The sequence below is a fragment of the Sandaracinomonas limnophila genome (genome assembly GCF_004005965.1).
GTDB lineage: Bacteria > Bacteroidota > Bacteroidia > Cytophagales > Spirosomataceae > Sandaracinomonas > Sandaracinomonas limnophila.
This window is the reverse complement of record NZ_SACY01000002.1, coordinates 107,289-132,377: the sequence shown is the minus strand read 5'-3', so window position 1 is coordinate 132,377 and position 25,089 is coordinate 107,289. Positions and strand designations below refer to the sequence as shown.

The 25,089-nt window shown below is 32.7% G+C and carries 24 protein-coding genes; 21 read left to right on the top strand and 3 right to left on the bottom strand.

All coding sequences use genetic code 11. From position 1 onward, the window contains the following. Positions 1-1,476 carry an acyl-CoA synthetase gene (locus EOJ36_RS04135; RefSeq protein WP_127802770.1) on the top strand — a complete coding sequence of 492 codons (1,476 nt, stop codon included), beginning with the start codon at positions 1-3 and terminating at the stop codon, positions 1,474-1,476. Here the strand turns inward: EOJ36_RS04135 and madM are convergent. Genes madM through EOJ36_RS04120 form a run of 3 tightly spaced genes read right to left on the bottom strand, consistent with a single transcriptional unit; the run spans position 1,473 to position 2,902 of the window. After that, on the bottom strand, positions 1,473-2,228 hold the full coding sequence (gene madM / locus EOJ36_RS04130) for a malonate transporter subunit MadM (protein ID WP_127802769.1): 756 nt from the start codon (positions 2,226-2,228) through the stop codon (positions 1,473-1,475). The two genes, EOJ36_RS04135 and madM, sit on opposite strands and share 4 nt — an antisense overlap. Before the next feature lie 7 nt (positions 2,229-2,235). After that, on the bottom strand, positions 2,236-2,583 hold the full coding sequence (locus EOJ36_RS04125; RefSeq protein WP_127802768.1) for a malonate transporter subunit MadL: 348 nt from the start codon (positions 2,581-2,583) through the stop codon (positions 2,236-2,238). Positions 2,584-2,614: 31 nt separating this feature from the next. Then, the gene (locus tag EOJ36_RS04120) at positions 2,615-2,902 is read right to left on the bottom strand and encodes a hypothetical protein (RefSeq protein WP_127802767.1); all 288 of its coding nucleotides are present in this window, start codon (positions 2,900-2,902) and stop codon (positions 2,615-2,617) included. Between the two features lie 67 nt (positions 2,903-2,969). Between EOJ36_RS04120 and EOJ36_RS04115 the strand changes: the two genes are divergently transcribed. The 20 genes from EOJ36_RS04115 (at position 2,970) to EOJ36_RS04020 (ending at position 25,054) form a co-directional block, all read left to right on the top strand. Beyond that, positions 2,970-4,031: a helix-turn-helix transcriptional regulator gene (locus EOJ36_RS04115; RefSeq protein WP_127802766.1), complete on the top strand. Its 1,062-nt coding sequence runs from the start codon at positions 2,970-2,972 to the stop codon at positions 4,029-4,031. An 8-nt stretch (positions 4,032-4,039) separates the two neighbouring features. Then, a complete protein-coding gene (locus EOJ36_RS04110) occupies positions 4,040-5,194 on the top strand; it encodes a glycosyltransferase (protein WP_127802765.1) in 1,155 nt (384 codons plus the stop codon). A gap of 95 nt (positions 5,195-5,289) precedes the next feature. Then, positions 5,290-6,693 carry a hypothetical protein gene (locus tag EOJ36_RS04105; RefSeq protein ID WP_127802764.1) on the top strand — a complete coding sequence of 468 codons (1,404 nt, stop codon included), beginning with the start codon at positions 5,290-5,292 and terminating at the stop codon, positions 6,691-6,693. 46 nt (positions 6,694-6,739) lie between these two features. Beyond that, positions 6,740-8,146, top strand: a complete 1,407-nt coding sequence (locus EOJ36_RS04100) for a Gfo/Idh/MocA family oxidoreductase (protein WP_127802763.1) — start codon at positions 6,740-6,742, stop codon at positions 8,144-8,146. Positions 8,147-8,461: 315 nt separating this feature from the next. Then, complete coding sequence (locus EOJ36_RS04095; protein ID WP_127802762.1) at positions 8,462-8,983, top strand: ArsR family transcriptional regulator; 522 nt, start codon at positions 8,462-8,464, stop codon at positions 8,981-8,983. 155 nt (positions 8,984-9,138) lie between these two features. Next, positions 9,139-10,437 (top strand): UDP-glucose dehydrogenase family protein, encoded by a 1,299-nt coding sequence (locus tag EOJ36_RS04090; RefSeq protein WP_127802761.1) that lies wholly within the window; start codon positions 9,139-9,141, stop codon positions 10,435-10,437. 11 nt (positions 10,438-10,448) lie between these two features. After that, positions 10,449-11,519, top strand: a complete 1,071-nt coding sequence (gene gmd / locus EOJ36_RS04085) for a GDP-mannose 4,6-dehydratase (protein ID WP_127802760.1) — start codon at positions 10,449-10,451, stop codon at positions 11,517-11,519. Between the two features lie 110 nt (positions 11,520-11,629). Then, positions 11,630-12,985 carry a lipopolysaccharide biosynthesis protein gene (locus EOJ36_RS04080; RefSeq protein WP_127802759.1) on the top strand — a complete coding sequence of 452 codons (1,356 nt, stop codon included), beginning with the start codon at positions 11,630-11,632 and terminating at the stop codon, positions 12,983-12,985. Positions 12,986-12,995: 10 nt separating this feature from the next. Then, a complete protein-coding gene (locus EOJ36_RS04075; protein WP_127803420.1) occupies positions 12,996-14,093 on the top strand; it encodes a DegT/DnrJ/EryC1/StrS family aminotransferase in 1,098 nt (365 codons plus the stop codon). After that, complete coding sequence (locus tag EOJ36_RS04070; protein ID WP_127802758.1) at positions 14,090-14,809, top strand: formyltransferase family protein; 720 nt, start codon at positions 14,090-14,092, stop codon at positions 14,807-14,809. The genes EOJ36_RS04075 and EOJ36_RS04070 overlap by 4 nt, the downstream gene beginning before the upstream one ends. After that, positions 14,799-15,719: a hypothetical protein gene (locus tag EOJ36_RS04065; RefSeq protein ID WP_127802757.1), complete on the top strand. Its 921-nt coding sequence runs from the start codon at positions 14,799-14,801 to the stop codon at positions 15,717-15,719. The genes EOJ36_RS04070 and EOJ36_RS04065 overlap by 11 nt, the downstream gene beginning before the upstream one ends. Beyond that, the gene (locus EOJ36_RS04060; RefSeq protein WP_127802756.1) at positions 15,719-16,909 is read left to right on the top strand and encodes a glycosyltransferase family 4 protein; all 1,191 of its coding nucleotides are present in this window, start codon (positions 15,719-15,721) and stop codon (positions 16,907-16,909) included. Before EOJ36_RS04065 ends, EOJ36_RS04060 begins: the two co-directional genes overlap by 1 nt. Beyond that, the gene (locus EOJ36_RS04055; protein WP_127802755.1) at positions 16,906-18,084 is read left to right on the top strand and encodes a glycosyltransferase family 4 protein; all 1,179 of its coding nucleotides are present in this window, start codon (positions 16,906-16,908) and stop codon (positions 18,082-18,084) included. The genes EOJ36_RS04060 and EOJ36_RS04055 overlap by 4 nt, the downstream gene beginning before the upstream one ends. Positions 18,085-18,086: 2 nt before the next feature. After that, positions 18,087-19,436 (top strand): O-antigen polymerase, encoded by a 1,350-nt coding sequence (locus EOJ36_RS04050; protein ID WP_164847836.1) that lies wholly within the window; start codon positions 18,087-18,089, stop codon positions 19,434-19,436. A gap of 5 nt (positions 19,437-19,441) precedes the next feature. After that, positions 19,442-20,419 (top strand): glycosyltransferase family 4 protein, encoded by a 978-nt coding sequence (locus tag EOJ36_RS04045; RefSeq protein ID WP_238944399.1) that lies wholly within the window; start codon positions 19,442-19,444, stop codon positions 20,417-20,419. Next, entirely contained in the window at positions 20,416-21,420 is a 1,005-nt protein-coding gene (locus EOJ36_RS04040; protein ID WP_127802753.1) for a Gfo/Idh/MocA family protein, read from the top strand. Before EOJ36_RS04045 ends, EOJ36_RS04040 begins: the two co-directional genes overlap by 4 nt. Before the next feature lie 8 nt (positions 21,421-21,428). Beyond that, positions 21,429-21,887, top strand: coding sequence for an acyltransferase (locus tag EOJ36_RS04035; RefSeq protein WP_127802752.1), 459 nt, complete (start codon positions 21,429-21,431; stop codon positions 21,885-21,887). A 7-nt stretch (positions 21,888-21,894) separates the two neighbouring features. After that, positions 21,895-23,001 (top strand): DegT/DnrJ/EryC1/StrS family aminotransferase, encoded by a 1,107-nt coding sequence (locus EOJ36_RS04030; RefSeq protein WP_127802751.1) that lies wholly within the window; start codon positions 21,895-21,897, stop codon positions 22,999-23,001. Between the two features lie 5 nt (positions 23,002-23,006). After that, on the top strand, positions 23,007-24,284 hold the full coding sequence (locus EOJ36_RS04025; protein WP_127802750.1) for a glycosyltransferase: 1,278 nt from the start codon (positions 23,007-23,009) through the stop codon (positions 24,282-24,284). Continuing rightward, positions 24,284-25,054 carry a class I SAM-dependent methyltransferase gene (locus EOJ36_RS04020; RefSeq protein WP_127802749.1) on the top strand — a complete coding sequence of 257 codons (771 nt, stop codon included), beginning with the start codon at positions 24,284-24,286 and terminating at the stop codon, positions 25,052-25,054. The genes EOJ36_RS04025 and EOJ36_RS04020 overlap by 1 nt, the downstream gene beginning before the upstream one ends. The last annotated feature ends 35 nt before the right edge of the window (positions 25,055-25,089 follow it).

Here is a 25,089-nt window from a genome sequence, read left to right as displayed (position 1 = left end):
ATGTATTATTTTCAAACTAATTCGCTCAAATATAGAGATTCAATTGCCATTATTTCTGACGGACAATCATTTACCTATGCCCAATTGTTAGATAAGGCTAAGGAAATAGCTGTTTCCATAAACTTATCTGCGTCATCTGCGGTCGCATTTATGGTTAACCCTGGTTTCAACTACGTAGCTACCCAATGGGGTATCTGGTTGGCCGGAGGCATTGCGGTTCCCATCGCGGTTGCTCATCCCATGGATTCTATTCAATATATCTTGGAAGATACAGGTGCTAAAACCTTCATTTGCTCCGAAAATTTTAAATCTTTAGTTGCCGACTATTGTTCTGCAAATAATATCCGACTAATCGTAATTGGGGAGGAAGTGGAAACTGGAAAGTGTAAAGTGGAAAGTGGAACGCTGCCAAGTATTGAAATGTCGAGAGGAGCAATGATCCTTTACACCTCCGGTACAACAAGCCTTCCAAAAGGGGTGCTAACCACGCATCATACCATAGAAGCACAAATAAAATCACTAGTTGAAGCATGGGAATATACTGCCAATGACCATACACTTTGTGTTTTACCTTTACATCATATCCATGGAATCATCAACGTGATTTCTTGTACCTTATATGTGGGTGGTAAAGTAGAATTTATGCCTTCTTTTAGTCCAGAAGGTATTTTTGCGGCTTTTGAAAAAGGACAATTGAATGTATTCATGGCCGTTCCAACCATTTATTTTAAATTAATTACTTATTTAGAATCACTTTCCGACGAAAAACGTACCTATTACAAGCAAATCATGTCGAAATTCAGATTAATGATTTCGGGTTCTGCTGCACTTCCTGTTTCCGTCATGGAAAAATGGGAAGCCTTGAGTGGACAACGTTTGTTGGAACGTTACGGCATGACAGAAATCGGAATGGCCATCTCAAATCCTTATCACGGAGAAAGAAGGGCCGGACACGTGGGGATGCCATTGCCGGGCGTACAGGTGCGTTTGGTAGACGAACAAAATAAGGAAGTAACTGGACAACCGGGTGAAATCCAAATCAAAGGTCCTAACGTATTTAAAGAATACTGGGGCAAACAGAAAGCTACTGAGGAGTCTTTTGTGGACGGCTGGTTCAAAACAGGTGACGTGGCGGAAATAGCTGACGGTTATTACAAAATCCTTGGCCGAAACTCCACCGATATCATTAAATCGGGTGGCTATAAATTATCAGCCCTTGAAATTGAAGAGGTCCTTAGAACACATTCGGGTGTTTCCGATTGTTCAGTCATTGGTTTACCCGATGAAGAATGGGGAGAAGTAGTAGCAGCCGTGGTGATTCTTTCAGATAAAAACACTTCTTCCGATGCATTGAATCAATTCATGCGGACAAAAATGCCCGCGTACCGTGTGCCCAGAAAATACCTATTCGTGGAGGAATTACCACGAAATGCCATGGGTAAGGTGACCAAAAATGAATTGAAAAAGCTTTTCTAAAAGAACATTTTTAACACCAAATAAAATACAGACGGACAAAGCAAACAGCCCAATCCAGTATAAAATGTGGCTGTTAAAGCCCCGTAAGGCACTAATTTCTGGTCGGTAGCAGCCAATCCCGCTGCTACTCCACTAGTAGTACCCATCAATCCGCCAAATACCATGGCCGAATGTGGATTGTCTAAATGAATCTTTTTCGCAATCAATGGAGTGAAAATAGTCACTCCAATGGCCTTCACCACGCCTGTGGCCACACTCAAGGCAATAACGTCTGAACTTGCCCCTAAAGCAGAACCGGTTACGGGACCCACAATAAAGGTCAATGTCCCTGCTCCAATAGTTGCCAAACTTTCGGCATCTCTGTAACCAAAGCCTAATCCTATAATTACTCCAAATACAAAGGTTACGGCTAATCCCATTGCCAAAGAAATAATTCCTGCTTTTCCTGCCTCTAAAATGACCGGAAAACTAACTCCCAAGGCCGTAGAAACAATGCAAAAATCACGAAACATGGAGCCACCCACTAATTTAAACCCGCCAAAAAACGGAATATCCGCAATTCCCTTTTCTCCTCCTGTCTGCATGCCGCCCCAATAGGCTAAAAACAATCCCATGACAATCGCTATGGCTGATCCGGGTATTTTTTTGTGCAAAATTCTTACTGAAATTTGTTCCGCCAAAAGCATGATTACCGCAATGACCAAAAATCCGGTCACCATTCCATTTTTCTCAAAAAATCCTAAAACATCCATCCTGCTACTATTTGATTTTTGAAACAACTGGAACCAATATAAACCCAAGCGCCACAATTCCAACACCCGCAATCAGGGGTAAAAAACCATTTTTAAAGGCTAAAACTGCGTTTTGACTCGCCGACATTGCCACAATTACAGGGATATACAATTGCGACCAAAAGCTGATGCCTTCATCGAATGAACCCTTTACCCAATTCTTTTTCTTGCAATAATTGTGCAATAAAACGAGTAACAACATGGCAAATCCAACCCCTCCCACATTCGCCTGCACTCCAATTAATTCTCCAAGGAAATCGCCAAACAATTGTCCAGCAATGTAACTGAAGGCCAAAAGGCCCAATCCGTATATCATCTTTAATAGGTTTAGAATACTAATATACAAATTACTTGTAAATTTTATTCAATAGTGTACCTATACTTAAAAACGCCAAGTGACTCACCAAAATAATTTTTTCCCATAAAATCAATTCCTGTATCGAATAAAAAAATATGGGTAAAAATCCCAAGAAAAACGTAGCACAAAAACAGCTAGATACAAACGACCATTCCCAAGCCTTGGCATTCTCTGGCTCGTCTGCCAAATGTAAAAATTGTACCAATCCAGCCGCAGCCTGAAAATAAATAGCCAAAATACCTGGTTTTTGCTTACTTCCTAAATTTTTTGCGTTCATAATTTGTATGATTTATTGATACAAATGTATCTTTGTAAACCGCCAAAATGTGGCGGTTTACTTGCAAATGAATACACTCGATAGAATTCGTGAATTGAACAATTGTTTGATGAAAAAGGGCTTTACGGTCAATTTTCAGTCTTTTTCTCACTATTTGACAGAAAAATTTGATTTGCCTTCCTATTCCGAACGAAGTTTTAATCGCGATATGCGCGATTTAAAGGACTTGCTCGCCGAACGTTTTCCCGATCTGGAAAAGGAGGGGGAGCTCATTAAATTCTCCCGTGCACGCAATGAATTCTACCTCATCCGTGAAAACCTCACTGCCTTTTCAGGATTCTCTCAGCAAGAAATGGAGCAATTGTCGCAGTCCATCGAATTGAACAAACACTTGTTTACCGATGGCACCGGAAAGGGTATTTTTCAGAAATTAGCAGCCATCGGTCTCGAAAACCGACTCTCCAAATACCACCAAGAGGTTACTTGGCCAGTGCTGCAATTGATTAAGGATGGTGAGCGATCGGGCGAACAATGGCTGGAGCCGCTCATGGAAAAGATTTATCGCTTGGAAGTGGTGGAACTGGTGCACAAGGGTTTGAAACAAAGTTCCGGACTGAAGCGTTTGAAGGGTTTACCTGTTTTGATTAAGGAATACAATAATGGCTGGTACACGGGTTGGTACCTATTGTTTTACCCAATTAAAAAGGATTCGCATCTGGTCCGTCCAAATGTAAATGACCTCTGGTGCTTTGCCTTGGACCGAATTTTGGAAGTAAACTCGCTCCCCGAAAAATATGAGGTACGCATCTCTACCGATTTTAAACCCAATACCTATTTTGACCATATTCTTGGCATCATTAGCCAACAAGCGGCTGGACAAAAACCCGAACGTATTGAATTAGCTCTGAAATCCAATTCTTGGCTGCTAAATTATTTGAAAAAATATCCGATCCATGCTTCTCAAAAATTGTCGGAAACAGAGGCGACTTATATTATAGAACTAAAAATGGAAATTAATCGCGAATTGGAAGATTTCATTTTTCAACATTTAGACGAGTTTCAAGTCCTATCTCCACAGCGTCTAAAGGACGGTTTGCGGAATCGCTTAAAACTTTTAATACCTTTGTGAAATATTCTATGAGCACTCACAAGTCTTTACTTCATTTTTGTTCTTACAGCTGGGAAACCGGCGGACCTTCTAGTTTTATCCTAAACCATTCGAAATTTCAAGTATCGAAAGGTATGCAGATTGAGGTGGCAAGTCCCATGTTCCCGGAACAGAATAGATATGAGCTTGCTACGGGTATGCGTGTGCACGAATTCCCTAAAGGTTTCCTGGCGCGAATACTACCCGATTTTTCGATGGTTATGGCTACCTGGTTTTGGAAAAACAGAAATGCCTACGATTATATACATATTCACGGCTTATGGCATTTCGGCACCATTTTGCCTTTCCTTATTCCCAATAGAGCCAAAAAAATTGTTACCATTCACGGATTTTTGGATCCTTTCATGATGCAGAAATCTAAATGGATTAAAAAGATATTCTGGCTCTTGTTCCAAAAGCGATGCTTAGCGCGTGCAGATATATTGCATGCCATGAATGATGAGGAATACGCTACTTTACTGCAATTATTCCCACATAAAAAGGAACAAATATTTTTTATTGGTAATGGCATCGAGGATCCTTTGGAGCAAAACTTCGGCGATCCAAATCCTGAATTTGTACAATCGATTGAACAATTTATTGGACAATCTGAACAGGTATTTTTATTTCTCAGCAGAATTTCCTTTAAAAAGGGACTGGATATTTTGCTTGCTGCTTTTCAAGAATTTTCCCAAAAACTGCCGGGTCAATTTAAATTAATTATAGCCGGACCAGAGGATGATTTTTCACCTCAATTAAATGAATATTGTAGCAATTATCCAAATAAGGACAGATTTGTCTCAGGTATGGTGCAAGGTGCCGAAAAAGATTATTTATTTAAGCGTTGCAATACCTTTGTTTTACCTTCCTATTCTGAAGGATTTTCAATTGCTGCTTTAGAAGCTATTGCTTATGGCAAATCTTGTATTTTTAGTAGTCGCATCGGTTTTGCTCAATCTGTAAAAGCTTATCAAGCAGGAATAGTTATTGATCCTGATTTTCAGGAACTTATAAATATTTTAGAAAATTTTACAAACTCGAAAAATAGCTTAATAAGTAATGCCAAAAATAGTAGAAAATTGTTTTTGGAAAATTTCACATCTCAAGAAATTTGCCTAAAATTGTACCAAATTTTAAAGGTATAAAAATATGTGTATATATGTAATAAACGTGTTATTTCTCATTTATTACTAAATTTTTATATTTTTTTGTTTCAATATATCACCCTATTTTGAAGCGTATGAGATACAAGATACTGATTATGTGTATGACTTTTTACACATACTTTTTAAATGCTGGCTCATTTCAATTTACCTATTTAGATTCTAAGTCTAAAACCTTTGAAGTGTTTAATTTACAAACACAGCAAATTCAAACCGAAAATTTTACCCACCAAGTTCTCAACACTCATCCCTTCAAATTAGTTAATTTTTCGGTTACAGATCTTTTTTCTTCAGATAACCTAGTGGTTAATGGGTTTCGTAAAAATGATTCTGAAGTGTTTTTTACGGTTCCTGGTACTGGATTTGTATTTCTATACAATAGAAAAGAAGCCACTTTTACACGCATTGATGAAACTTATTACAGGGGGTACAATTTTCTTGCTCTACAGTTTTACAGAAAAGAAAAACTTTTCTCATTAGGGGGTTCTGGTTTCTGGAAAAGCAATGCCACTTTAACATCTTACGATTTTAAAAAGAAAGAGTGGGAAATGGTGAATACGTACGGTGAGGTGGTTCCAGATCGTATATTAGTTGATTTCGCGGGGTATGATGTTGAGAAAGATAAAATTTACGCCATTGAACCAGGGAAAGATTACGATTACTCTAAACAAGATTACGTACGTTATTTTGAATTGGATTTGAAAACCATGCAATGGAAATATTTAGGTAATGTTTCTACCTCTGTCCTGATGAAATACAACATGGCCTTAAACCATTTGAATTTTTTAAAGGAATTATTTTATGTAATCGATTCCTACCAATATGGGATTTGGATTGATCCAGTTTCCAATGAAATTTTTAGATATGATGGCCCCAATAAATTATTTTTTGGATCCGTTCAAGAAAATTATGCTGTTGGAAATATGATTTATTCATACCGCAAAGGTTTTACCAAAGGCAATGATAAGAAAATGTTGGATTCCATGTCCGTTGCTGATCTCCGTAAATATTCAGTAAAAATCTCTAATTTTTATGAGCCTCAAATTGTGCCTAAATTCTGGAGAGAGATTTTGATATTAATTCTAACCTTAACCATCGGTATTTTATCCTTTTTTAAATTTTCAAAATCTAGCAAAAATTCCCATACTCGGTCTTCCCATTCAACCAATGAAAATGACTCCATTTGGTCTTTATTTCCATCTGGCGGAAGAAGTTTAATGGAATTCGTACATATCAAAGGGCTAGATTACATGTTTACCACCGAAGAAATTTCTAAAATACTGGGTTGCGACCAAAAGGCTTTTGATACCCAGCGACAATACCGTTCCAAGTTTATTACTAATTTCAATAATTTTTACTTAGAAAATTTTGACCTACACGATGCCATTTTTAGGGTTACGCTCGATGAGGACAAGCGTTTTGTCTGTTACCAGCTTAAACCACAGGCATTTGAAATTTTCAATAAAGAAAAAACCGAGTAGATTTTTCATTTTTTTTCCTTAGTTTAGAAAATCAAATCTAAACCTCATGGAAAAAAATACAACTAATGCTTCTAGGCGCGATTTCGTCAAGAAGGCAACGCTTTTATCTTCTTTACCTTTTGTTTCGTCTTTCGGAATCCTTAAAAATTTTCAAGGCGAAAAAGTTCGACTAGCTTGTATTGGTATCGGTAACCAAGGCGGCAACGATGTGATGTCGATGTCGAAAACCGGCTTAGCCGAATTTGTAGCATTCTGCGATGTGGACATGGGTGCTTCTCAAACCCTGCCAGTTCTTCAGAAATTCCCAGACGTTCCTCGTTTCCAAGATTATCGCGTGATGTTCGATAAAATGGGAAAAGATTTTGATGCCGTGTTAATTGGCGTACCCGATCACTCACATTTCCCCATAACAATGCATGCCTTGAAATCTGGCAAGCACGTATTTGTGGAAAAACCAATGGCACGTACCTTCCAAGAGATTGAAATCATGATGGCTGCTGCCAAGAAAAATCCAAAATTAGTGACCCAAATGGGTAACCAAGGACACTCGGAAGGCAATTATTTCCAGTTCAAGGCTTGGAAAGAAGCAGGCATTATTAAAGATATAACAGCCATGTCGGCCCACATGAACTCACCACGAAGATGGCATGGATGGGATACAACTATTAAATCATTCCCAGCAGCGGAGTCAATTCCATCTACTTTAGATTGGGATTTATGGCATGGAGTGGTGCAAAAGCACGACTATAACAAAGATTTCGTCAATGGCCAATGGCGTTGTTGGTTCGATTTCGGCTTAGGGGCATTGGGCGACTGGGGTGCGCACTTGATGGACACCGCCCATGAGTTTTTGGAATTAGGCTTGCCAACCAACATCAACATGTTGCGTGCAGACGGGCACAATTCCTTCTTCTATCCGCAGTCATCCACCATTCAATTCAAATTCGCAGCCCGCAAAGACATGCCAGCCATGGACATTACCTGGTACGATGGCATCAATAATTTACCTCCATTACCTGACAACTTTGGCAATTCAGCCCTAGACCCGAACATCCCAGCAGCAAGTAATGGCAAGATTCAGTCCTCCAATTTGAATCCCGGCAAGATCATTTACGGCAAAGAATTAACCTTCAAAGGCGGTTCCCATGGCTCCACGCTCAGCATATTAGGCGATTCAGCCAAAGATTTGAAACTCCCAGAAGTTCCAGTTTCACCATCCAACCATTATGCCAATTACCTAAAAGCCTGCTTAGGACAAGAGAAGACAAGATCTCCATTTTCCATTGCTGGCCCATTAAGTCAGGTATTCTCTTTAGGCGTCATCGCTCAAAAGTTCAATGCCCAATTAGACTTCGACCCGAAGAAAAAGCAAATCACGAACCACAAAGAGGCGAATATGATGCTTCAAGGACCAGCGCCTAGGAAGGGGTGGGAGAGCTATTATGAGTTATGAGTTATGGGTTATGGGTTATGGGTTATGCGTTGTTGTTATGAGTTATGAGTTTTAGGTTATGGGTTATGAGTTTAGATTCAATTTGAATTCAAAAAAAAATTCATAATTCATAACTCATAACCCATAACTCATAACCCATATCCCATAACCCATAATTAGTAATAATATATATAATTACACATTTTTTACATAATTTTTGTTCCTAAACTGAAACAATATCAGTAAATTTACTACTCAATATTGTGTCATGCTTAGGAACATTTTTTATGGGACTGAGGATGGCGAAGCCGTGGAAGGCCTCTATTACTTTATTCATTGATCGATCAACTCTTTTCTGGCAAAATTCGCGCCAGGTTATTATTCAAGCTTTTTATTAATCCAGACTCCAGGGTCCATTTACGTGGACTAGAGAGAGATTTTGATGTCAGTTCCAATACGGTCCGTTTGGAATTGGGAAAACTGCGTGATATGAGTTTGATCAAAGAGACTGAGGAGGCAGATAACACGAAAGTCAAACAATACTCCGTCAATGACTCTCACCCCATGTTTCAATCGATCCGCGGTATAGTGATGAAATATGCTGGCATTGAAACGCTGGTAGAGGATATTATCAAGAAACTCGGTAACGTTCAAGAAGTGTACCTTACCGGAGACCTCGCCTCAGGTGTCGATTCGCCCTTGATTGACTTATTAATCATTGGCAAAATAGACAAAAACTACCTGATTCAACTCATAGACAAAGTAGAACCCATCCTCAACAAAAGCATCCGCTACGGAGTAGTTAAAGACATAGAACGCTTCAATGGTTTTGGCGGAAGCAAGGTGAGGATATATTAGTGTGGTCCATTCGGCTCACTCATATACTCAAATAATCGTAAATCATTAATTCGTTGATTTACAGCGTTAAATAGTTTTATTTAAAATTTCAGATTAACGCAAATCATCAAAAATAAAAAGGTTTGGTGCGCAGTTTGGTGCGCAAATACAGTAAAATGAAAATAGCAGTAATAGGTACAGGTTATGTAGGACTAGTTTCAGGAACTTGTTTTGCAGAGACAGGAAATACAGTCACTTGTGTTGATATTGATCAAGCTAAAATTGAAAGATTAGTTCAAGGAGAGATTACGATCTATGAACCAGGTCTGGAGAAGATGTTTCTTAAGAACCTGAGAGATTGCCGCTTGAAATTTACCACTGATTTAAAATCAGGTATTCAGGGAGCTCAAATTGTATTTTTGGCATTGCCAACTCCCTCAGGAGAAGATGGCAGTGCTGACCTAAAGTATGTATTGGGAGTAGCAGATCAATTAGGATATTTATTAGAAGACTATAAGGTCATTGTTGATAAAAGTACTGTTCCAGTAGGTACAGCCGATAAAGTTAGGGCTGCTATTGCAAAACATGCCAAAGTTGAATTTGATGTGGTTAGCAATCCTGAATTTTTACGTGAGGGAGTTGCTGTGGAAGACTTTATGAAACCGGATCGTGTTGTTATTGGGGCAAGTTCTGATCGTGCGAAAAAAGTGATGGGAGATCTCTATGCACCCTTCGTGCGTCAAGGGAATCCAGTCATTTATATGGATGAAAAAAGTGCTGAGTTAACCAAATATGCTGCTAATTCATTTCTTGCTACTAAAATCTCATTCATGAATGAAATTGCTCAACTGTGTGAGCGTTTAGGGGCGGATGTTGATATGGTGCGACGTGGTATTGGAAGTGATAAACGCATTGGTAAACGATTCCTTTTTCCTGGTATTGGTTATGGAGGATCTTGCTTCCCAAAGGATGTGCAAGCATTAATCAAGTCATCAGAGGAAGTTAATTACGATTTTCAAATTTTGAAATCAGTTGAAAGGGTAAATGAGATTCAAAAGACTCATTTGATTCCAAAAATTGAAGCACACTTTAATCATGATTTAAAAGGGAAACATTTTGCTCTTTGGGGCTTGGCTTTCAAGCCCAATACGGATGATATACGTGAGGCGCCAGCATTATATATTATTCAATCTTTACTGAATTCAGGTGCTACTATTTCGGCATATGATCCAGAAGCAATGAATAATGTGAAAGTTCTTTTAGGTGATTCTGTTAAATATTCAATGAATCCTTATGAAACATTGAAAGGGGCAGATGCTTTAATTATTGCTACAGAGTGGTCGGAATTTAGAATTCCTGATTTTGAAAAAATTGAACAAATTTTGAAAAATAAAGTCATTTTTGATGGTAGAAATCTTTATTCGCGTGATGATTTAAAGGAATTTGGTATAGAATATTACAGTATAGGTCGATAAATTTTATTAATTTGAAAAAGGCATTAGTTACAGGAATTACAGGTCAAGACGGAGCATATCTTGCTGAATTCTTATTGAAAAAAGGTTACGAAGTTCACGGAGTTAAACGTAGATCATCACTAATTAATACACAGCGAATTGATCATTTATATCAAGACCCTCATGTACCGGATCGAAATCTTCATTTGCATTATGGGGATTTAACTGACAGTACAAATCTTATAAGGATCATTCAGGAAGTTCAACCTGATGAAATATATAACCTCGCCGCAATGAGCCATGTTCATGTAAGTTTTGATTCACCTGAATATACTGCGAATGCTGATGGTATAGGTACATTGAGAATATTAGAAGCAGTTCGATTATTAGGACTGACTAAGAAGACAAAAATTTATCAAGCCTCTACATCTGAGTTATATGGTTTGGTTCAAGCTGTTCCACAATCTGAAACTACTCCATTTTATCCTCGGTCTCCTTATGCTGTTGCAAAGCTTTATGCCTATTGGATTACAGTAAATTATAGAGAAGCCTATGATATGTTTGCATGCAATGGAATTTTATTTAATCATGAGTCTCCACAAAGAGGAGAAACTTTTGTTACTCGAAAAATTACGAGAGCAACAGCAAAAATCGTTTTAGGACAGGAAGATTGTTTGTATTTAGGTAATTTAAACTCTGAAAGAGATTGGGGACATGCAAAAGATTATATTAAAGGAATGTGGTTAATTTTACAGCAAGATATACCAGAAGATTTTGTGTTAGCAACAGGAGTAACGACTACGATTCGCGAGTTTGTAAGAATGTCATTTGCTGAAGTAGGAATTGAATTAGGATTTAAGGGGGAGGGTGAAAATGAAGTTGGTTTTATACATAAATGTAATGGTGAATATCAACTTGAATTAGGGCGTGAAGTTGTAAGAGTTGACCCTAAATATTATAGACCAACTGAGGTAGATTTGTTATTAGGCGATCCAACAAAAGCAAAGTCTAAATTAGGATGGAAGCCTAAATACGATTTGCCTGCTTTAGTTAAAGAGATGGTTGAGAGCGATTTGATACTATTTAAAAATGTATCAATATAATTAAAAAGAAAATTTCAAATAAAAATTTTAGTTGGGGATTCAATTTCTAAATAGTTTATGTTTTTTAATTTCTGTTCATAGCTTTGTTTTAGGATTAAAGAAAAGATGTAATGAAATTAAATATACTTAACAAAAACAACTTAGGTGAACGAACTATTGGTCAATTAAATAACATTTTTTATTCAGCGATTTATAAATGCTTTGGTGTAGTTTTAAATTTTTTATCTGTACCAATATTTCTAAATTTCTTAGATTCTTCAAATTATGGAATTTGGCTAACGATTAGTTCTGTTTTATCTTGGATTTCCTTGCTAGATCTTGGAATTGGAAATGGATTAAAAAATAAATTATGTGAAAATATAACTCAAGGAAATATATTAACATCTAGGTCTTTGGTATCGACATCTTATTTTATTTTTTTTATTATAGTATTGATTTTAATTGTAATCTTTTTGTTTTGTAACATTTTTATAGATTGGGGTTTAGTATTTAAAACATCAAATGCAGATAGTGCTAACTTGAAAATACTAATGCCAACACTAATAATATTTTTTTCTGCTCGATTTATTTTGGATTTAATAAATTCGATTTTGTTTGCTCATCAAAGAGCAGATATTGTAGCCAGAAATAATTTTATAATTAATGCATTTGTATTTTTAGGATTGGTATTATTATCAAAAACTGTTACACAAAATAAGCTTTTTTGGTTAAATATTGTTTCGAATGGTATACCTATAATATTTTTGTTTTGTGTATCGATTTTTCTTTTTAAAAATAAGTTTAAATTAATTTCCCCAAATTGGGGGACAGTGAACTTTTCAAATACCGCTGATATTCTTTCAGTCAGTTTAAAGTTTTTTGCAATTCAAATAGCATCTCTGGTGATATTTTCATCAGATAATTTAATTATAAATTCATTGTTTTCTCCCAAAGAGGTTACATTATATAATATACCATATAAACTATTTAGCTCATTTATTTTTGCTTGGACAATCATTTTGACTCCTTTGTGGACTGCTTTTAATGAAGCATTCATAAGGGCTGATTTTACATGGATTAAAAAAGCTGTTTGGGGCTTGAATGTTGTATGGATTTTACTTGCAGTTGCAGTTTTAGTTACAATTTTTTGGTCTTCTGATATATATAAGTTCTGGTTGGGCACTAGTATTATTGTGCCACGTAGGCTAACTATTTTTATGGGAATTTTTATTTTAATTTCTACATACAGTAACATTTATGTCTATTTTTTAAATGGTATTGGTAAAATTAAAATTCAGTTCTATATAAGCTTAATGGCCTCTATTGTAAATATTCCTTTGTGTTATTTGTTTGTCAAGTATTTTGGTATGAATGTTGACGGAATTATACTAGCTACTTGTTTGAGTATTTCTGTAAATCCTCTAATTTCACTTTATCAATATTATCTAATTATAAACAACAAGGCAATTGGAATTTGGTTTTCCTAATTATACTCATATGAATAATTTTTTATACCCTGTTTATCGTCCAAGTTTAAATGGAAATGAAAAAAAGTACGTAAATGAATGTTTAGATTCTACTTGGATTTCTTCTAAAGGAAAATTTATAAATCAATTTGAAACGGAATTTTCGAAATTTATAAATATTGATTACGCTGCAAGTGTTTGCAATGGTACTGTAGCATTACATTTGGCATTATTAGCTTTAGATATATCATCAGGGGATGAAGTAATTGTACCTACACTTACATATATTGCATCTGTTAATGCAATTTCTTACACCGGTGCTAAACCTGTTTTTGTGGATTCACTTAAAAATAGCTGGCAAATTGATCCGGAAGATATTAAGAATAAAATTACTAGTAAAACTAAAGCAATTATGGTTGTTCACCTATATGGTCACCCATGTAATATGGATGAATTATCTAAAATTGCCAAGGAACATAATCTTTTTTTAATTGAAGATTGTGCAGAAGCAATAGGATCAAAATATAAAAATAGACATGTCGGAACTTTTGGTGATATATCTACTTTTAGCTTTTTTGGAAATAAAACAATTACTACTGGAGAAGGTGGAATGGTTGTTAGTAATAATAAAAAGCTGTACGAAAAAGTTGTTAATTTAAAAGGGCAAGGTCTGGCTGTCAATCGAGAATATTGGCATGATATTATTGGATATAATTATAGAATGACAAATATACAGGCTGCAATTGGACTTGCTCAACTAGAAAATGTTAATGATATTCTGTTAAAGAAGTCTGAAATTGCAAATTTTTATCAAGAATCATTTAAAAACACAGATTATATCTTTCATGAAAGTATAGGAGATGTATCTAACTCTTATTGGATGTGCTCTGTTCTAGTACCAGATAGAAATTTACGAGATGTAATTCGTTTGGAATTGAAAAACTTAGGAATTGAAACGCGACCACTCTTTTATCCTGTACATACTATGCCTATGTATTTAAATTCTAAAGATACATTCCCCATAGCGATTGATTTGGCATCAAGAGGAATAAATTTACCCAGCTATCCAGATTTAAGTAAGAAGGATCTAACTTATATTGTAACTAGTCTGTTAAATATTAAATTATGAATGTGATATTATGTGGGTATAATTGGAGTGGTTGCAAAGCCTTAGATATATTAATTAAAAGAAATTATAATGTATTTGTATATACTTGTGAATCCCAATATTACGTGCCAGATTTAGTGCAGTTGTGTAAAGATAGAAATATATCGTATTCGTTAGATAAAATTAACTCTGAAAATTTACCTTTTTTACCTGATATAATTTGCAGTATTTATTATCCGTATATTATTGATAATGGAGTGATAAGTTTGGTTAATAATAAAATATTTAATTTACACCCATCTTTATTACCAAATTATAAAGGCTGTAGTAGTTTAACTTGGGCAATGATTAATGGTGAAAATGAAGTAGGATATACTTACCATTATATAAATGAAAAAATAGATAGAGGGAATATTATTTTTCAAAAAAAAATAGTTCTTGAAGATTGGGATTTACAGGTTAATCTATACAATAGAGTTATGTTTGAGGCGATTTTGGAATTTGAAAATGTTTTTGACAGGGTAATTAGTGGATATGTTGGTGAACCACAAAACCAACTAGGTAAATATTACAAAAGGGGGTGTCCATATGATGGAGAAATAGATGAGTTGTGGGATGAAAATAAAATTAAAAGATTTATTAGGGCGATGATAAATCCACCTTTGAATCTTGCTCAATATAAAGGTATCACAATTAAAAACTTTAAAGAGTTTATAAATATTCGAGATGAAAAATAGAATTATTCAAATTGTACAAAGGTTATTTAGAATTCTATTTAATAGAATATTTAAGGAGAATATTGAGCAATTAATTTATAATCAAGGAGTTATAAATGCTAAGTTGCTAAAAATGAATTTAAATAATATTTCAAAACTTAGTGAGGCAGAATTTAAAGTTTTTTCACAATGGGGAGATGATGGAATTATTCAATATTTAATAAATAAACTAAAAATTGAAACGAAAACTTTTATTGAATTTGGTGTAGAGAATTATTTGGAATCTAACACTAGATTTTTGTTGTTAAATGATAATTGGACAGGACTAATAATAGATGGTTCTCAAAGCAACATTGATTATATTCAAAATGATACAATTTATTGGAAGCATGATATTACAGCAGTGAAGCATTTTATTAACACGGGAAATATAAATGATATTTTAACCCAAAACGGCTTTATTGGAGATGTTGGGATATTGCATATTGATATTGATGGAAATGATTATTGGATTTGGAAAGCGATTGAAGTTATTAATCCTGAAATTGTAATTATGGAATATAATAGTATTCTTGGTTGTGAACGTGCTTTGACCATTCCTTATGATCCTAATTTTGTTCGAGGTAATGTGCATTTTAGTAATTTATTTGCTGGTTCATCTTTATTATCTCTTTATGATTTAGCTTTGGAAAAGGGATACGAATTTGTAGGATGTAATTCAGCCGGGAATAATGCATATTTTATAAGAGCAGATATAAATAAATCTCAAATCCAAGCTCTTGATTGTAAAGGTGGTTACATTATGTCAAAATTCAGGGAAAGTCGAAATAGTGACGGAAGTTTAAATTATAATTCTTTTGCTGATAGACAGAAGATATTAAAGGATATGCAGTTTTTTAATACTAGGACTAATCAAATTGAAATTTTTTGATGAAAATTTTATTATATGTTCCAAACTTATCTCAAGATAGTGGCGGTACAAGGCAATATGCTTTAGGTTTACTAAAAGTTCTGGAGAAGGATTTGAGTAATCAATATTTTATATTGACAAATAATTTAGATCAAGAACTTCTCAATATAATTGAAAGTTCTAAACGGCTAGACTTTGTACTTATAAATCGTTCAATTAGTTTAGAATCAAAATTTGAGCGTTTTCTATTTAATATAACTCGGTTTATTAACTTTGTTTTAATTAGAGCACAAAAAAAATTCAGGGTTAGTTATTACAGTTATTTAAATAGAATAGTAAGGAAGTATAAAATTGATATTGTTCATTCTCCATTTCAATATACTCCATATGTAAATGTAAGGACTATTTGTACTATGCATGATGTACAAGAGCTACATTATCCAGAATACTTTTCTGCTTTTGACAGATTTGTCAGATCTTTCAATTACATGGATTGTCTTGATCGTGCTTCGCATGTAATTGTAAGCTATGAACATGTAAAGTTAGATTTACAGAAATACTTTAATCTTTCTCCTGATAAAATATCAGTTGTTTTATTAGATTTTAACGATTTTTGGTTTAGTAAATTCTTGAATTCCAATCATGAAATTGTTGAATCACTAAATGAAAGTATTCCATCTAAATATATATTGTATCCAGCAAATACTTGGCCTCATAAAAACCATATAAATTTATTAAACGCTCTTACTCAAATTAATGAAATCGAGATTAATTTAGTTTGTACAGGAGGAATTAATGATTATTATTATGATACTATTAGGCCACTTATTAAAAGTCTTGGTCTTGAAGGAAGAGTACATTTTGTCGGAATTCAAAATGAAAAAACGTTATTCTCATTATATCAAAATGCTTTATTTGTTGTCGTTCCAACTAAATATGAGGCAGGCAGCTTTCCATTAATAGAGGCAATTTTTATTGAGAGACCCGTAATTTGTTCAAATGTCACATCCTTACCAGATACTATTGGTGATCCTGAATTTCAGTTTAATCCTAATGATGTTTTAGCAATGTCATATTTGCTGAGAAAAATGATTCTTGATGAAGAGTTTAGAAATAAGGCGAAGTATAATTCTAAAATTCAAAAGCAAAAACTGATGTATAGTAATTGTATGAATAATATCCTTTCAGCATATAATCTAGCAGTTAAATGAAGATAGGTGTTTTATATGATTCTTGCGTACCCAATTTTAATTTTTTATCTGCCAACGATAGAAGAGTTATTAATATTTGTGAATCTTTGAATTTGGTGGGTATTGAAGCAGATATATTACAACCTAGATGGAGAAATGTTACCAATTATGATTTACCTCCATCATTTAAGTCTAAAATAATATCTTTTGGGAAAAAATATGATTTCCCCTTGTTAAGCCGATTACATTTTTATTTTGATTGTTTTAAAAAAATAAAAAAGAACAAATATGATTTTGTAATATTTTACAATACGATTATCGATAGCATCGTTTTGATGATTTTATTTAAAGTATTTGGTATAAAATTTGGATTAGAGATTTGTGATAAGCATTCTGAAAATAAGATAATGAGATCTGGTTTTCTTAATAAGATTAAACTTTTATTTATAGTTAAACCAACTGAAAGTATTTTAAATAAAATTACTGATTTCAACATTGTCATTAATCAATCATTAAAAAGAAGTTTACCTCTATCTACACCTACATTAATTTTGCCGGTATTAGTTGATAGTTTAAATTTTAAATGTAGCGATAAGTCTGCAATTAAATTTAGAGCTACAAATAATTTTTCAGATAAGGTATTGATTACTTTTTGTGGATCCTATTGGTATTATGAGGGTTCAGAATTACTAGTTGAGGCAATTAGGAATTTAAGTATAAAGTATAAAAATATTTTGTTATTATTTGTAGGCAATGTTTCGCATAATAAGTTTAAGCCTGATTTATATTCATTAGTTAAAGAATATTCTTTGGAAGAGTATATATTTTTTACGGGCAAATTAACAGAACAAGAATTAATTGAAACATTTTCTGCTACAGATATTTTCGCTTTGCCTCAGTTTAAAGATGGTTTTACTGATTATGCATTTCCGACAATAATTGGTGAGTTTGCTTCTATGGGTAAACCTATAATAGCGTCTAATACAGGTGAACTAGCAACAGTATTTACAGATCAAAAAGATGTTTTGTTTTTTGAAGATGGCAATGTTGAGCAGCTTACTAATCAGATTGAAAGACTAGTTTTAAATTTGGATTTAAGACAAAAGTTAGGCGACGGTGCTAGAAATATTTCTCAGAATATATTTGGTCTTAAAATTAACGGACTTAGATTATTTAATTTTTTTCATAATTTATAGACTTGGATCTAACTTTAATTTATTTAATTATTTTTTTTTTATCGTTCACTCTTTTTACTTTTTACAGTAAAAAGGCTGGTGAATTTAGTTTTTTTAGTCCTTTTTTTTTGTTCCCGTTAATTTATTTTATTTATTCATTTGCGGGCTTATTATACTTCTATGAAAATCAAGAGGATATTTTTGGAAATAGTTTTGGGTTTAATATAGGCTTAGAATATTTTATTACCTGTATATTGGGTTTGCTAGGATTTTATATTGGTTTTTTTTGGGTTATCAAATCGAAGGTTATTGTAAAGGTTATACCTTCTGTCAACCCTGTCACTTTTAAATATATAATATTTTTTTATATTTTAATCAGTGTTTTGGTTAATCCTACAGGTATATTTTCTCAATTTGATTTGTCAGACATTAAGTCATATGGTGAGGTTGCTTTTGATTCTAGATTAGAATATAGAAACAATAAAGAATTTGCACTTGTTGAGATTTTTTTTCAAACTACTCCTATTTTTCTACTAATTTATAGTTGTTTAGAACAATTTAAGAAATCAAAAAGTCTTCTAAAAATTATATATATTATTCCCTGTGCTCTGTTAATTGTTCATTCATTTCTATCTGGTACGAGAGCAGTTTTTGTTTCTTATTTTTTGTTCATTTTTTTCTATTTATATTTCACTACAAATATTTTTAAATCCATAAATTTTATAAAAGCTGTTTTTTTGATTGTAGGCTTTTTTTGGGTTTATGTAATTATTAATATTATCCCCATTGTTAGATCTGCAAGTGATTTTTCTCAAATGATTACTTTATTTGAATCATTTTATAATCAATATGGCTTTTCATTTTTAAAGTTGCAAAATAGTAGTGAACTGCAAACAAGTATTAATCTGCAAAAGCTTCAACATGAAATTATTAATAATGGCTTTGAATTTACATATGGGGTTAATTTGCTTAATGATTTTTTAGTTTTTATTCCTAGGATTTTCTATGATAACAGACCATTACCTACTTCTGAGTTATTTGCCTCTGTATTTTATAAAGATGTTTATTCCCAAGGGGGGGGGATGGGTATGTTTGTGTTAATAGATGGCTATTGGTCATTTGGTAATTTAGGTGTTCTAATAACTTCTATATTTTTTTCGGCATTTATTGCTGTCCTATATAGGTCAATTTTGGTTAAAATTAATTCTAATCCTACATCTATTTTCATTTTTGTTACATATTTTCAAGCGTTTATTGTTAGTGCAGTTCGGGGTGGAATGATATTAAGTTTGCGATCATTTTTTTTAGGTATTTTTATTTTTTATTTTTTGGCAATTATGTCCAAAAACTTGGTTTTTACTAAAGTAAACTGATGCAGATGAAAGATATTGTTTGGACACATTCGTTTAGAGATAAATTTGTTAGTTCAGGCGTTTTTATGTTTGTTCAACTAAACCAATTTTCTAAACGTGGTGTTGATATTAGACAAATATGTTTTAAAAAAATTTTCAATCCATTTTATTTTGTATTTCAGTTATTTAAATATTATAACTTGAATCCTGACATTTTGCATTCACAATATGGTTCTGGGAATGGTTTTTTAACATCACTATTAAAAGCTAAATTTAAAGTACTTTCAATCCGTGGTTCAGATTGGTATTATCATGTTAATCAAGGGTTTGTAGGAAGAATTAGGTCTTATATTGCTACTCGTTTAACTTATTTTTCTTTAGGTAGATATGATTCAATTATAGTAATGTCCTATCGAATTAAAGCTGAGCTTGTTAATAAATTTCCTGATTTGGAGCACAGAATCTCTGTCGTGACAGATGGAATTGATTTAGATAACTTTTATCCAATGGATAAATTTGAGGCAAAGAGTTTGATTGGAATTAAAAATAATACATTTTTAATTGGACTTGGTTCAATAGATTCTAATAATTCTATTAAAAATATACCTCTAGCACTTAAATCAATTGAAATTGCAAAAAAGAGTATTCCAAATCTTGAATTTATTTTTATATCAAATGTACCTCATCAAGATATTTTTAAATATTTATCTGCATGCGATGTTGTATTGTTAACCTCTGAATATGAAGGTTGGCCTAATATTATTAAAGAGGCACTTGCATGTAACACTCCTTTTGTTTCAACTGATGTTAGTGATTTGAAACTAATTTCTAAAAGAACTGAATTTTGTTTTGTATCAAAGCCAGACCCTTTATTTATTGCCAAAAATATTATTAAGCTATATTCCAAATTGTTGGTTGATAAACCAAAGGACTTAACAGTTATAGCTTCCGAATTTGCTTTAACTTCAGTATTAGATAAAATTTTAAACATTTATAAATTATGATTCCTAAAATTGCAATTATTGGTTGTGGACGTATTGCTCAACGACATGCTGAACATATTTTTAATAAAGCTACTTTAGTTTCAGTTTGTGACATTGTTCCAGAAAAGGCAAATGATTTAGCTAGTAAGTACTCTGCTCGTGCATATTATAATATTGATGATATGATTAAATCAGAATCTGAAATTGATGTTGTTGCCATATGTAGTCCTAATGGTTTACATGCAGAGCATTCAATAAAATGTTTGAATGCAGGATTGAATGTAATTTGCGAGAAGCCAATGGCATTGACCTCCACTGATTGCGGAAAGATGATTAGGACCGCTGAAAAGCACAATAAAAGATTATTTGCCATTAAACAAAATCGTTTTAATCCACCTGTTGAGGCTGTAAAATCAGTAATTGATCAAGGTGTTTTAGGTGAAATTTATAGTATTCAACTTAATTGTTTTTGGAATCGTAATTTTGATTATTACAAAAATTCATGGAAAGGGACACTTGACTTAGATGGAGGTACACTTTTTACACAGTTTAGTCATTTTATTGATTTATTATATTGGATGATTGGAGATGTAGATGAAATTCATTCATTTGTAAATAATTTTGCTCATAAAGACATTATTGAATTTGAAGATACTGGTGTTGTTATTGTCAAGTTTAAAAATGGGGCACTAGGAACAATAAATTATACAGTCAATAGCTTTGAAAAAAATATGGAGGGGTCTTTGACGATTTTTGCAGAAAATGGAACTGTGAAAATTGGTGGGCAGTATTTAAATGAACTTGAATATCAAAATATTAAAAATTATAAGATTGAAAATCTAGCAGAAGGTAATAAGCCTAATAATTATGGAACATATGTTGGCTCTATGAGTAATCATGATAAAGTATATGAAAATTTAATAGATGTATTGAATAATCGTGCCAGTATCAGTGCCAGTTTGTTTGATGGTTTAAAAACTGTTGAAATCATTGAAAAAATATACAATTCAGCTAAAAAATAAATTTAGATATGTCTGAAAATTTAAAGCTTCACAGAAACGGTATTATTAATGTAATATTTGGTGAAAATGTTAAAGTTGTTGAGCCGGTCAATTTATATGGATGCGAAATACATGATGATGTTTTTATTGGACCATTTGTTGAAATTCAAAAAGATGTAATAATTGGAAAATCTACTAAAATACAATCACATTCATTTATTTGTGAATTGGTAACTATTGGAGAAAACTGTTTCATTGGGCACGGTGTTATGTTTATAAATGATTTATTTGAAGACGGTGGGCCGGCAATGGGTAATAAAGCTAAATGGAAGAATACGTATATTGGGAATAATGTCTCAATTGGTAGTAATGCAACGATTTTGCCAGTGTCCATTTGTGATAATGTCGTAATAGGAGCAGGGGCAGTTGTTACTAAAAATATTGATTTACCGGGTATTTATTTCGGTAATCCAGCAAAAAAAAAATAAAAAGATCATGAAAGTAAAATTTGCAGATTTAAAGACACAATATCTATCATTGAAATCTGAAATTGATAGTGCAATTTTAGGCGTAATAGATGAATTAGCATTTGTTGGCGGTAAATACCCCAAAAAATTTGAAGAGGATTTTAAAGCATTATATAAAGTCCCAGAATGCGTTTCAGTTGCAAATGGAACTGATGCAATTTACATCACGCTTAAAATGTTAGGAATTGGGATTGGAGATGAAGTTATAACAACAGCTTCAAGTTGGATTTCAACTTCTGAAACTATTTCACAAACCGGGGCAAAACCTGTTTTTGTTGATATTGACGAATATTATACAATTGATCCAATTAAAATTGAATCAGCAATTACTAAAAAGACTAAAGCTATTATTCCTGTGCACTTATATGGTCAAGCAGCTGACATGGAAAGTATTATGAAAATAGCTAAAGAGCACAAACTTTTTGTAGTCGAAGATTGTGCTCAGTCTCATTTTTCGATGTTAAATGGTAAATATGTTGGGACTTTTGGAGATGCTTCTACATTTAGTTTTTATCCAGGAAAAAATTTAGGTGCTTATGGTGATGCTGGGTGTATTTTGACTAGTAATTCTAGCCTAAGTAATAAATTTAGAATGTATGCAAATCATGGGGCTTTAAAGAAACATGAACATTTAATGGAAGGGATTAACAGTAGATTGGATGGGATTCAAGCCGCAGTTTTAAGTGTCAAGTTACCGCATCTTAGTTCTTGGAATCTAAAAAGAAATAATAATGCAATGATCTATAATTCATTGCTCAAGGATTTAAATTCCGTACAAATTCCTAAAGTTCGAGCAAATTCATTTCATTCATTCCATTTGTATGTAATCAGAGTTAAGGAGAGGAATGAGTTGGTTTCATATTTGAGTTCTAAGGGTATAGAGACTGCTATTCATTATCCTACCCCGCTTCCATTATTACCAGCATATTCACATCTAAATACAGATCTAAGTTTAATTCCTAATTCAATAAAACATCATAAAGAAATTATATCATTACCAATGTATCCTGAACTAGATTCTACATCTATCGCGTATGTAGTAGATTGTATTAAAGAGTTTTATAAATCAAAATAAAATCAATGAAAATTTGGTTAGTAACTATAGGGGAACCAATATTCCATCCAGATAATAAATTAAGATTACATAGAACAGGGATATTGTCTAAGTATATATTAGAGAATAGAAAAGATGTTGATGTGACATGGTGGACATCAACGTTTAGTCATTTTACCAAGAAGCAGATTTTTGAGAATACTATCGATTGCAAAATTGGGACTAATTTCAAAATGATAGCTATTAATGGTGGAGGGTATAGAAAAAATGTTTCATTTGAAAGAATTAGAGACCACAATAATGTAAATGAAATTTTCAAAAAAAAAATATTAGAAGAGGAAAAACCAGATATAATAGTTTCAGCATTTCCAACAATAGGGCTATGTGAATCTGCTATTGCTTATGCTAAAATCAATAATATTCCAATTTTAATTGACTATCGTGATTTATGGCCTGAAGTTTATATAGATTTAATACCAAAACCTTTTAAATTCTTAGGAAAGATATTGTTATACCCTTTAATTAGAAGAGTAAATAATATATTTCTGAATGCAACAGGTGTATTGGGTGTAACAGAGGGTTTTTTGTCAATTGCTTTAAGGAAAGCTAAAAGAAAAAAAAATCAATATGACGCAGTCTTTCCACTGGGGTATTTAAAAAATCAATATAGTGAGGCAGAGTTAATAAAAGCAGATAACTATTGGGGAACTATGCTTTCTAATAGAGCCAAATTAAGGATATGTTTCTTTGGAGCTATTGGATATCAAAGTGATTGGGACACAATTGTAACTTGTATAAAAATTGCTTTTGACCAAAAATTACCTGTTGAATTTGTAATTTGCGGTTCAGGAGATAGATTAAATGAATTAGTTAGTAAAACTCAAAACCTAGATAATGTGCATTTCCCAGGTTTTGTTTCAGCATCTCAAATTTACTCGTTAATGAAACTATCCGACTTTGGATTATGTGCATTTTTATCGAAGGAAAATTATTTAAATGCAATCCCGGGTAAATCAATTGAATATATGTCAGCTGGGTTACCTATCTTAAATTCTTTAAAGAATAGTGAGTTAGGGCAACTAATTACAGATTTTAATATTGGATTTAATTATGATGATGCTGATTCGTTTTTATCAGTTATTAAACTTGCTCTTAACTCCAAATTTGATAAATCACAATTAAAAAATAACATTAATAAAATTTATAATAATAACTTTGACTCTACCACGGTATATAAGAATTATTTGAGTCATATTGAAAATTGCATTTCTTTTTACAGTGAGAAAAAACTTAAAAATTATTAATGGAATTAAATGATAAGTTGATTGAGCAAAATAGGTATAATTATTCTTCAAAAGAAAAACTTAATTCATCTTTTGGGATTACTTCAAATTTAGGCAGTCATGCATATCCAGCTTATTTACAAGCCCCATATGTTAAATACGAAAGTTTAATTGCAGAGTTAGCAGGTCAGAATAAAAATTTAAAACAACTTGATTTGTGTTGTGGAGATGGAGTTCACTCTTTTACTGCAGCTTCTTACGGTGCAAATGTGATTGCATTAGATTATGCTGAAAATAGCATATTAATAGCGAAAAAACGTTCTATTGAATTAAATCTAGATGTTGATTTTAGAACATGTGATGTTGAAGATTTACCGTTTGAAGATAATTCTTTTGATCTTATAACTTGTATTGGGAGCCTTTCTTATTTGAACCAGGAGGTGTTTTTATCCGAGGTTAAAAGAGTGTTAAAACCTGGTGGTGTTTTTATTTGTGTTGATTCATTTAATCATAATATTTTTTATAGACTTAATAGATATTATCATTATTTAAATAACAGGAGATCATTTAGTACTTTGAAAAGAATGCCCAATATTAAATTATTACAAAAAATAGATAAATTATTTAAAGAAATTAAAGTGAGCTATTTCGGGACATTTGTATTTATTTGTCCATTTTTAAAAATATTTTTTGATGACAATAAAGTTGCGAAGATAGTCTCTAAAATGGATTATTTATTTCCAATGCTCAATAAATTTGCATTTAAAGTTGTTATAAGGGTTGAAAAATAACTAATAAAAATATAAAATAAATTTAATAAAATTAA

Bases quoted from the DNA above. Each gene is read 5' to 3' on its own strand.
- EOJ36_RS04135 (WP_127802770.1), top strand. From the start codon at position 1: ATGTATTATTTTCAAACTAATTCGCTCAAATATAGAGATTCAATTGCC.
- madM (WP_127802769.1), bottom strand. From the start codon at position 2,228: ATGGATGTTTTAGGATTTTTTGAGAAAAATGGAATGGTGACCGGATTT.
- EOJ36_RS04125 (WP_127802768.1), bottom strand. From the start codon at position 2,583: ATGATATACGGATTGGGCCTTTTGGCCTTCAGTTACATTGCTGGACAA.
- EOJ36_RS04120 (WP_127802767.1), bottom strand. From the start codon at position 2,902: ATGAACGCAAAAAATTTAGGAAGTAAGCAAAAACCAGGTATTTTGGCT.
- EOJ36_RS04115 (WP_127802766.1), top strand. From the start codon at position 2,970: ATGAATACACTCGATAGAATTCGTGAATTGAACAATTGTTTGATGAAA.
- EOJ36_RS04110 (WP_127802765.1), top strand. From the start codon at position 4,040: ATGAGCACTCACAAGTCTTTACTTCATTTTTGTTCTTACAGCTGGGAA.
- EOJ36_RS04105 (WP_127802764.1), top strand. From the start codon at position 5,290: ATGAGATACAAGATACTGATTATGTGTATGACTTTTTACACATACTTT.
- EOJ36_RS04100 (WP_127802763.1), top strand. From the start codon at position 6,740: ATGGAAAAAAATACAACTAATGCTTCTAGGCGCGATTTCGTCAAGAAG.
- EOJ36_RS04090 (WP_127802761.1), top strand. From the start codon at position 9,139: ATGAAAATAGCAGTAATAGGTACAGGTTATGTAGGACTAGTTTCAGGA.
- EOJ36_RS04080 (WP_127802759.1), top strand. From the start codon at position 11,630: ATGAAATTAAATATACTTAACAAAAACAACTTAGGTGAACGAACTATT.
- EOJ36_RS04075 (WP_127803420.1), top strand. From the start codon at position 12,996: ATGAATAATTTTTTATACCCTGTTTATCGTCCAAGTTTAAATGGAAAT.
- EOJ36_RS04070 (WP_127802758.1), top strand. From the start codon at position 14,090: ATGAATGTGATATTATGTGGGTATAATTGGAGTGGTTGCAAAGCCTTA.
- EOJ36_RS04065 (WP_127802757.1), top strand. From the start codon at position 14,799: ATGAAAAATAGAATTATTCAAATTGTACAAAGGTTATTTAGAATTCTA.
- EOJ36_RS04060 (WP_127802756.1), top strand. From the start codon at position 15,719: ATGAAAATTTTATTATATGTTCCAAACTTATCTCAAGATAGTGGCGGT.
- EOJ36_RS04055 (WP_127802755.1), top strand. From the start codon at position 16,906: ATGAAGATAGGTGTTTTATATGATTCTTGCGTACCCAATTTTAATTTT.
- EOJ36_RS04045 (WP_238944399.1), top strand. From the start codon at position 19,442: ATGAAAGATATTGTTTGGACACATTCGTTTAGAGATAAATTTGTTAGT.
- EOJ36_RS04040 (WP_127802753.1), top strand. From the start codon at position 20,416: ATGATTCCTAAAATTGCAATTATTGGTTGTGGACGTATTGCTCAACGA.
- EOJ36_RS04035 (WP_127802752.1), top strand. From the start codon at position 21,429: ATGTCTGAAAATTTAAAGCTTCACAGAAACGGTATTATTAATGTAATA.
- EOJ36_RS04030 (WP_127802751.1), top strand. From the start codon at position 21,895: ATGAAAGTAAAATTTGCAGATTTAAAGACACAATATCTATCATTGAAA.
- EOJ36_RS04025 (WP_127802750.1), top strand. From the start codon at position 23,007: ATGAAAATTTGGTTAGTAACTATAGGGGAACCAATATTCCATCCAGAT.
- EOJ36_RS04020 (WP_127802749.1), top strand. From the start codon at position 24,284: ATGGAATTAAATGATAAGTTGATTGAGCAAAATAGGTATAATTATTCT.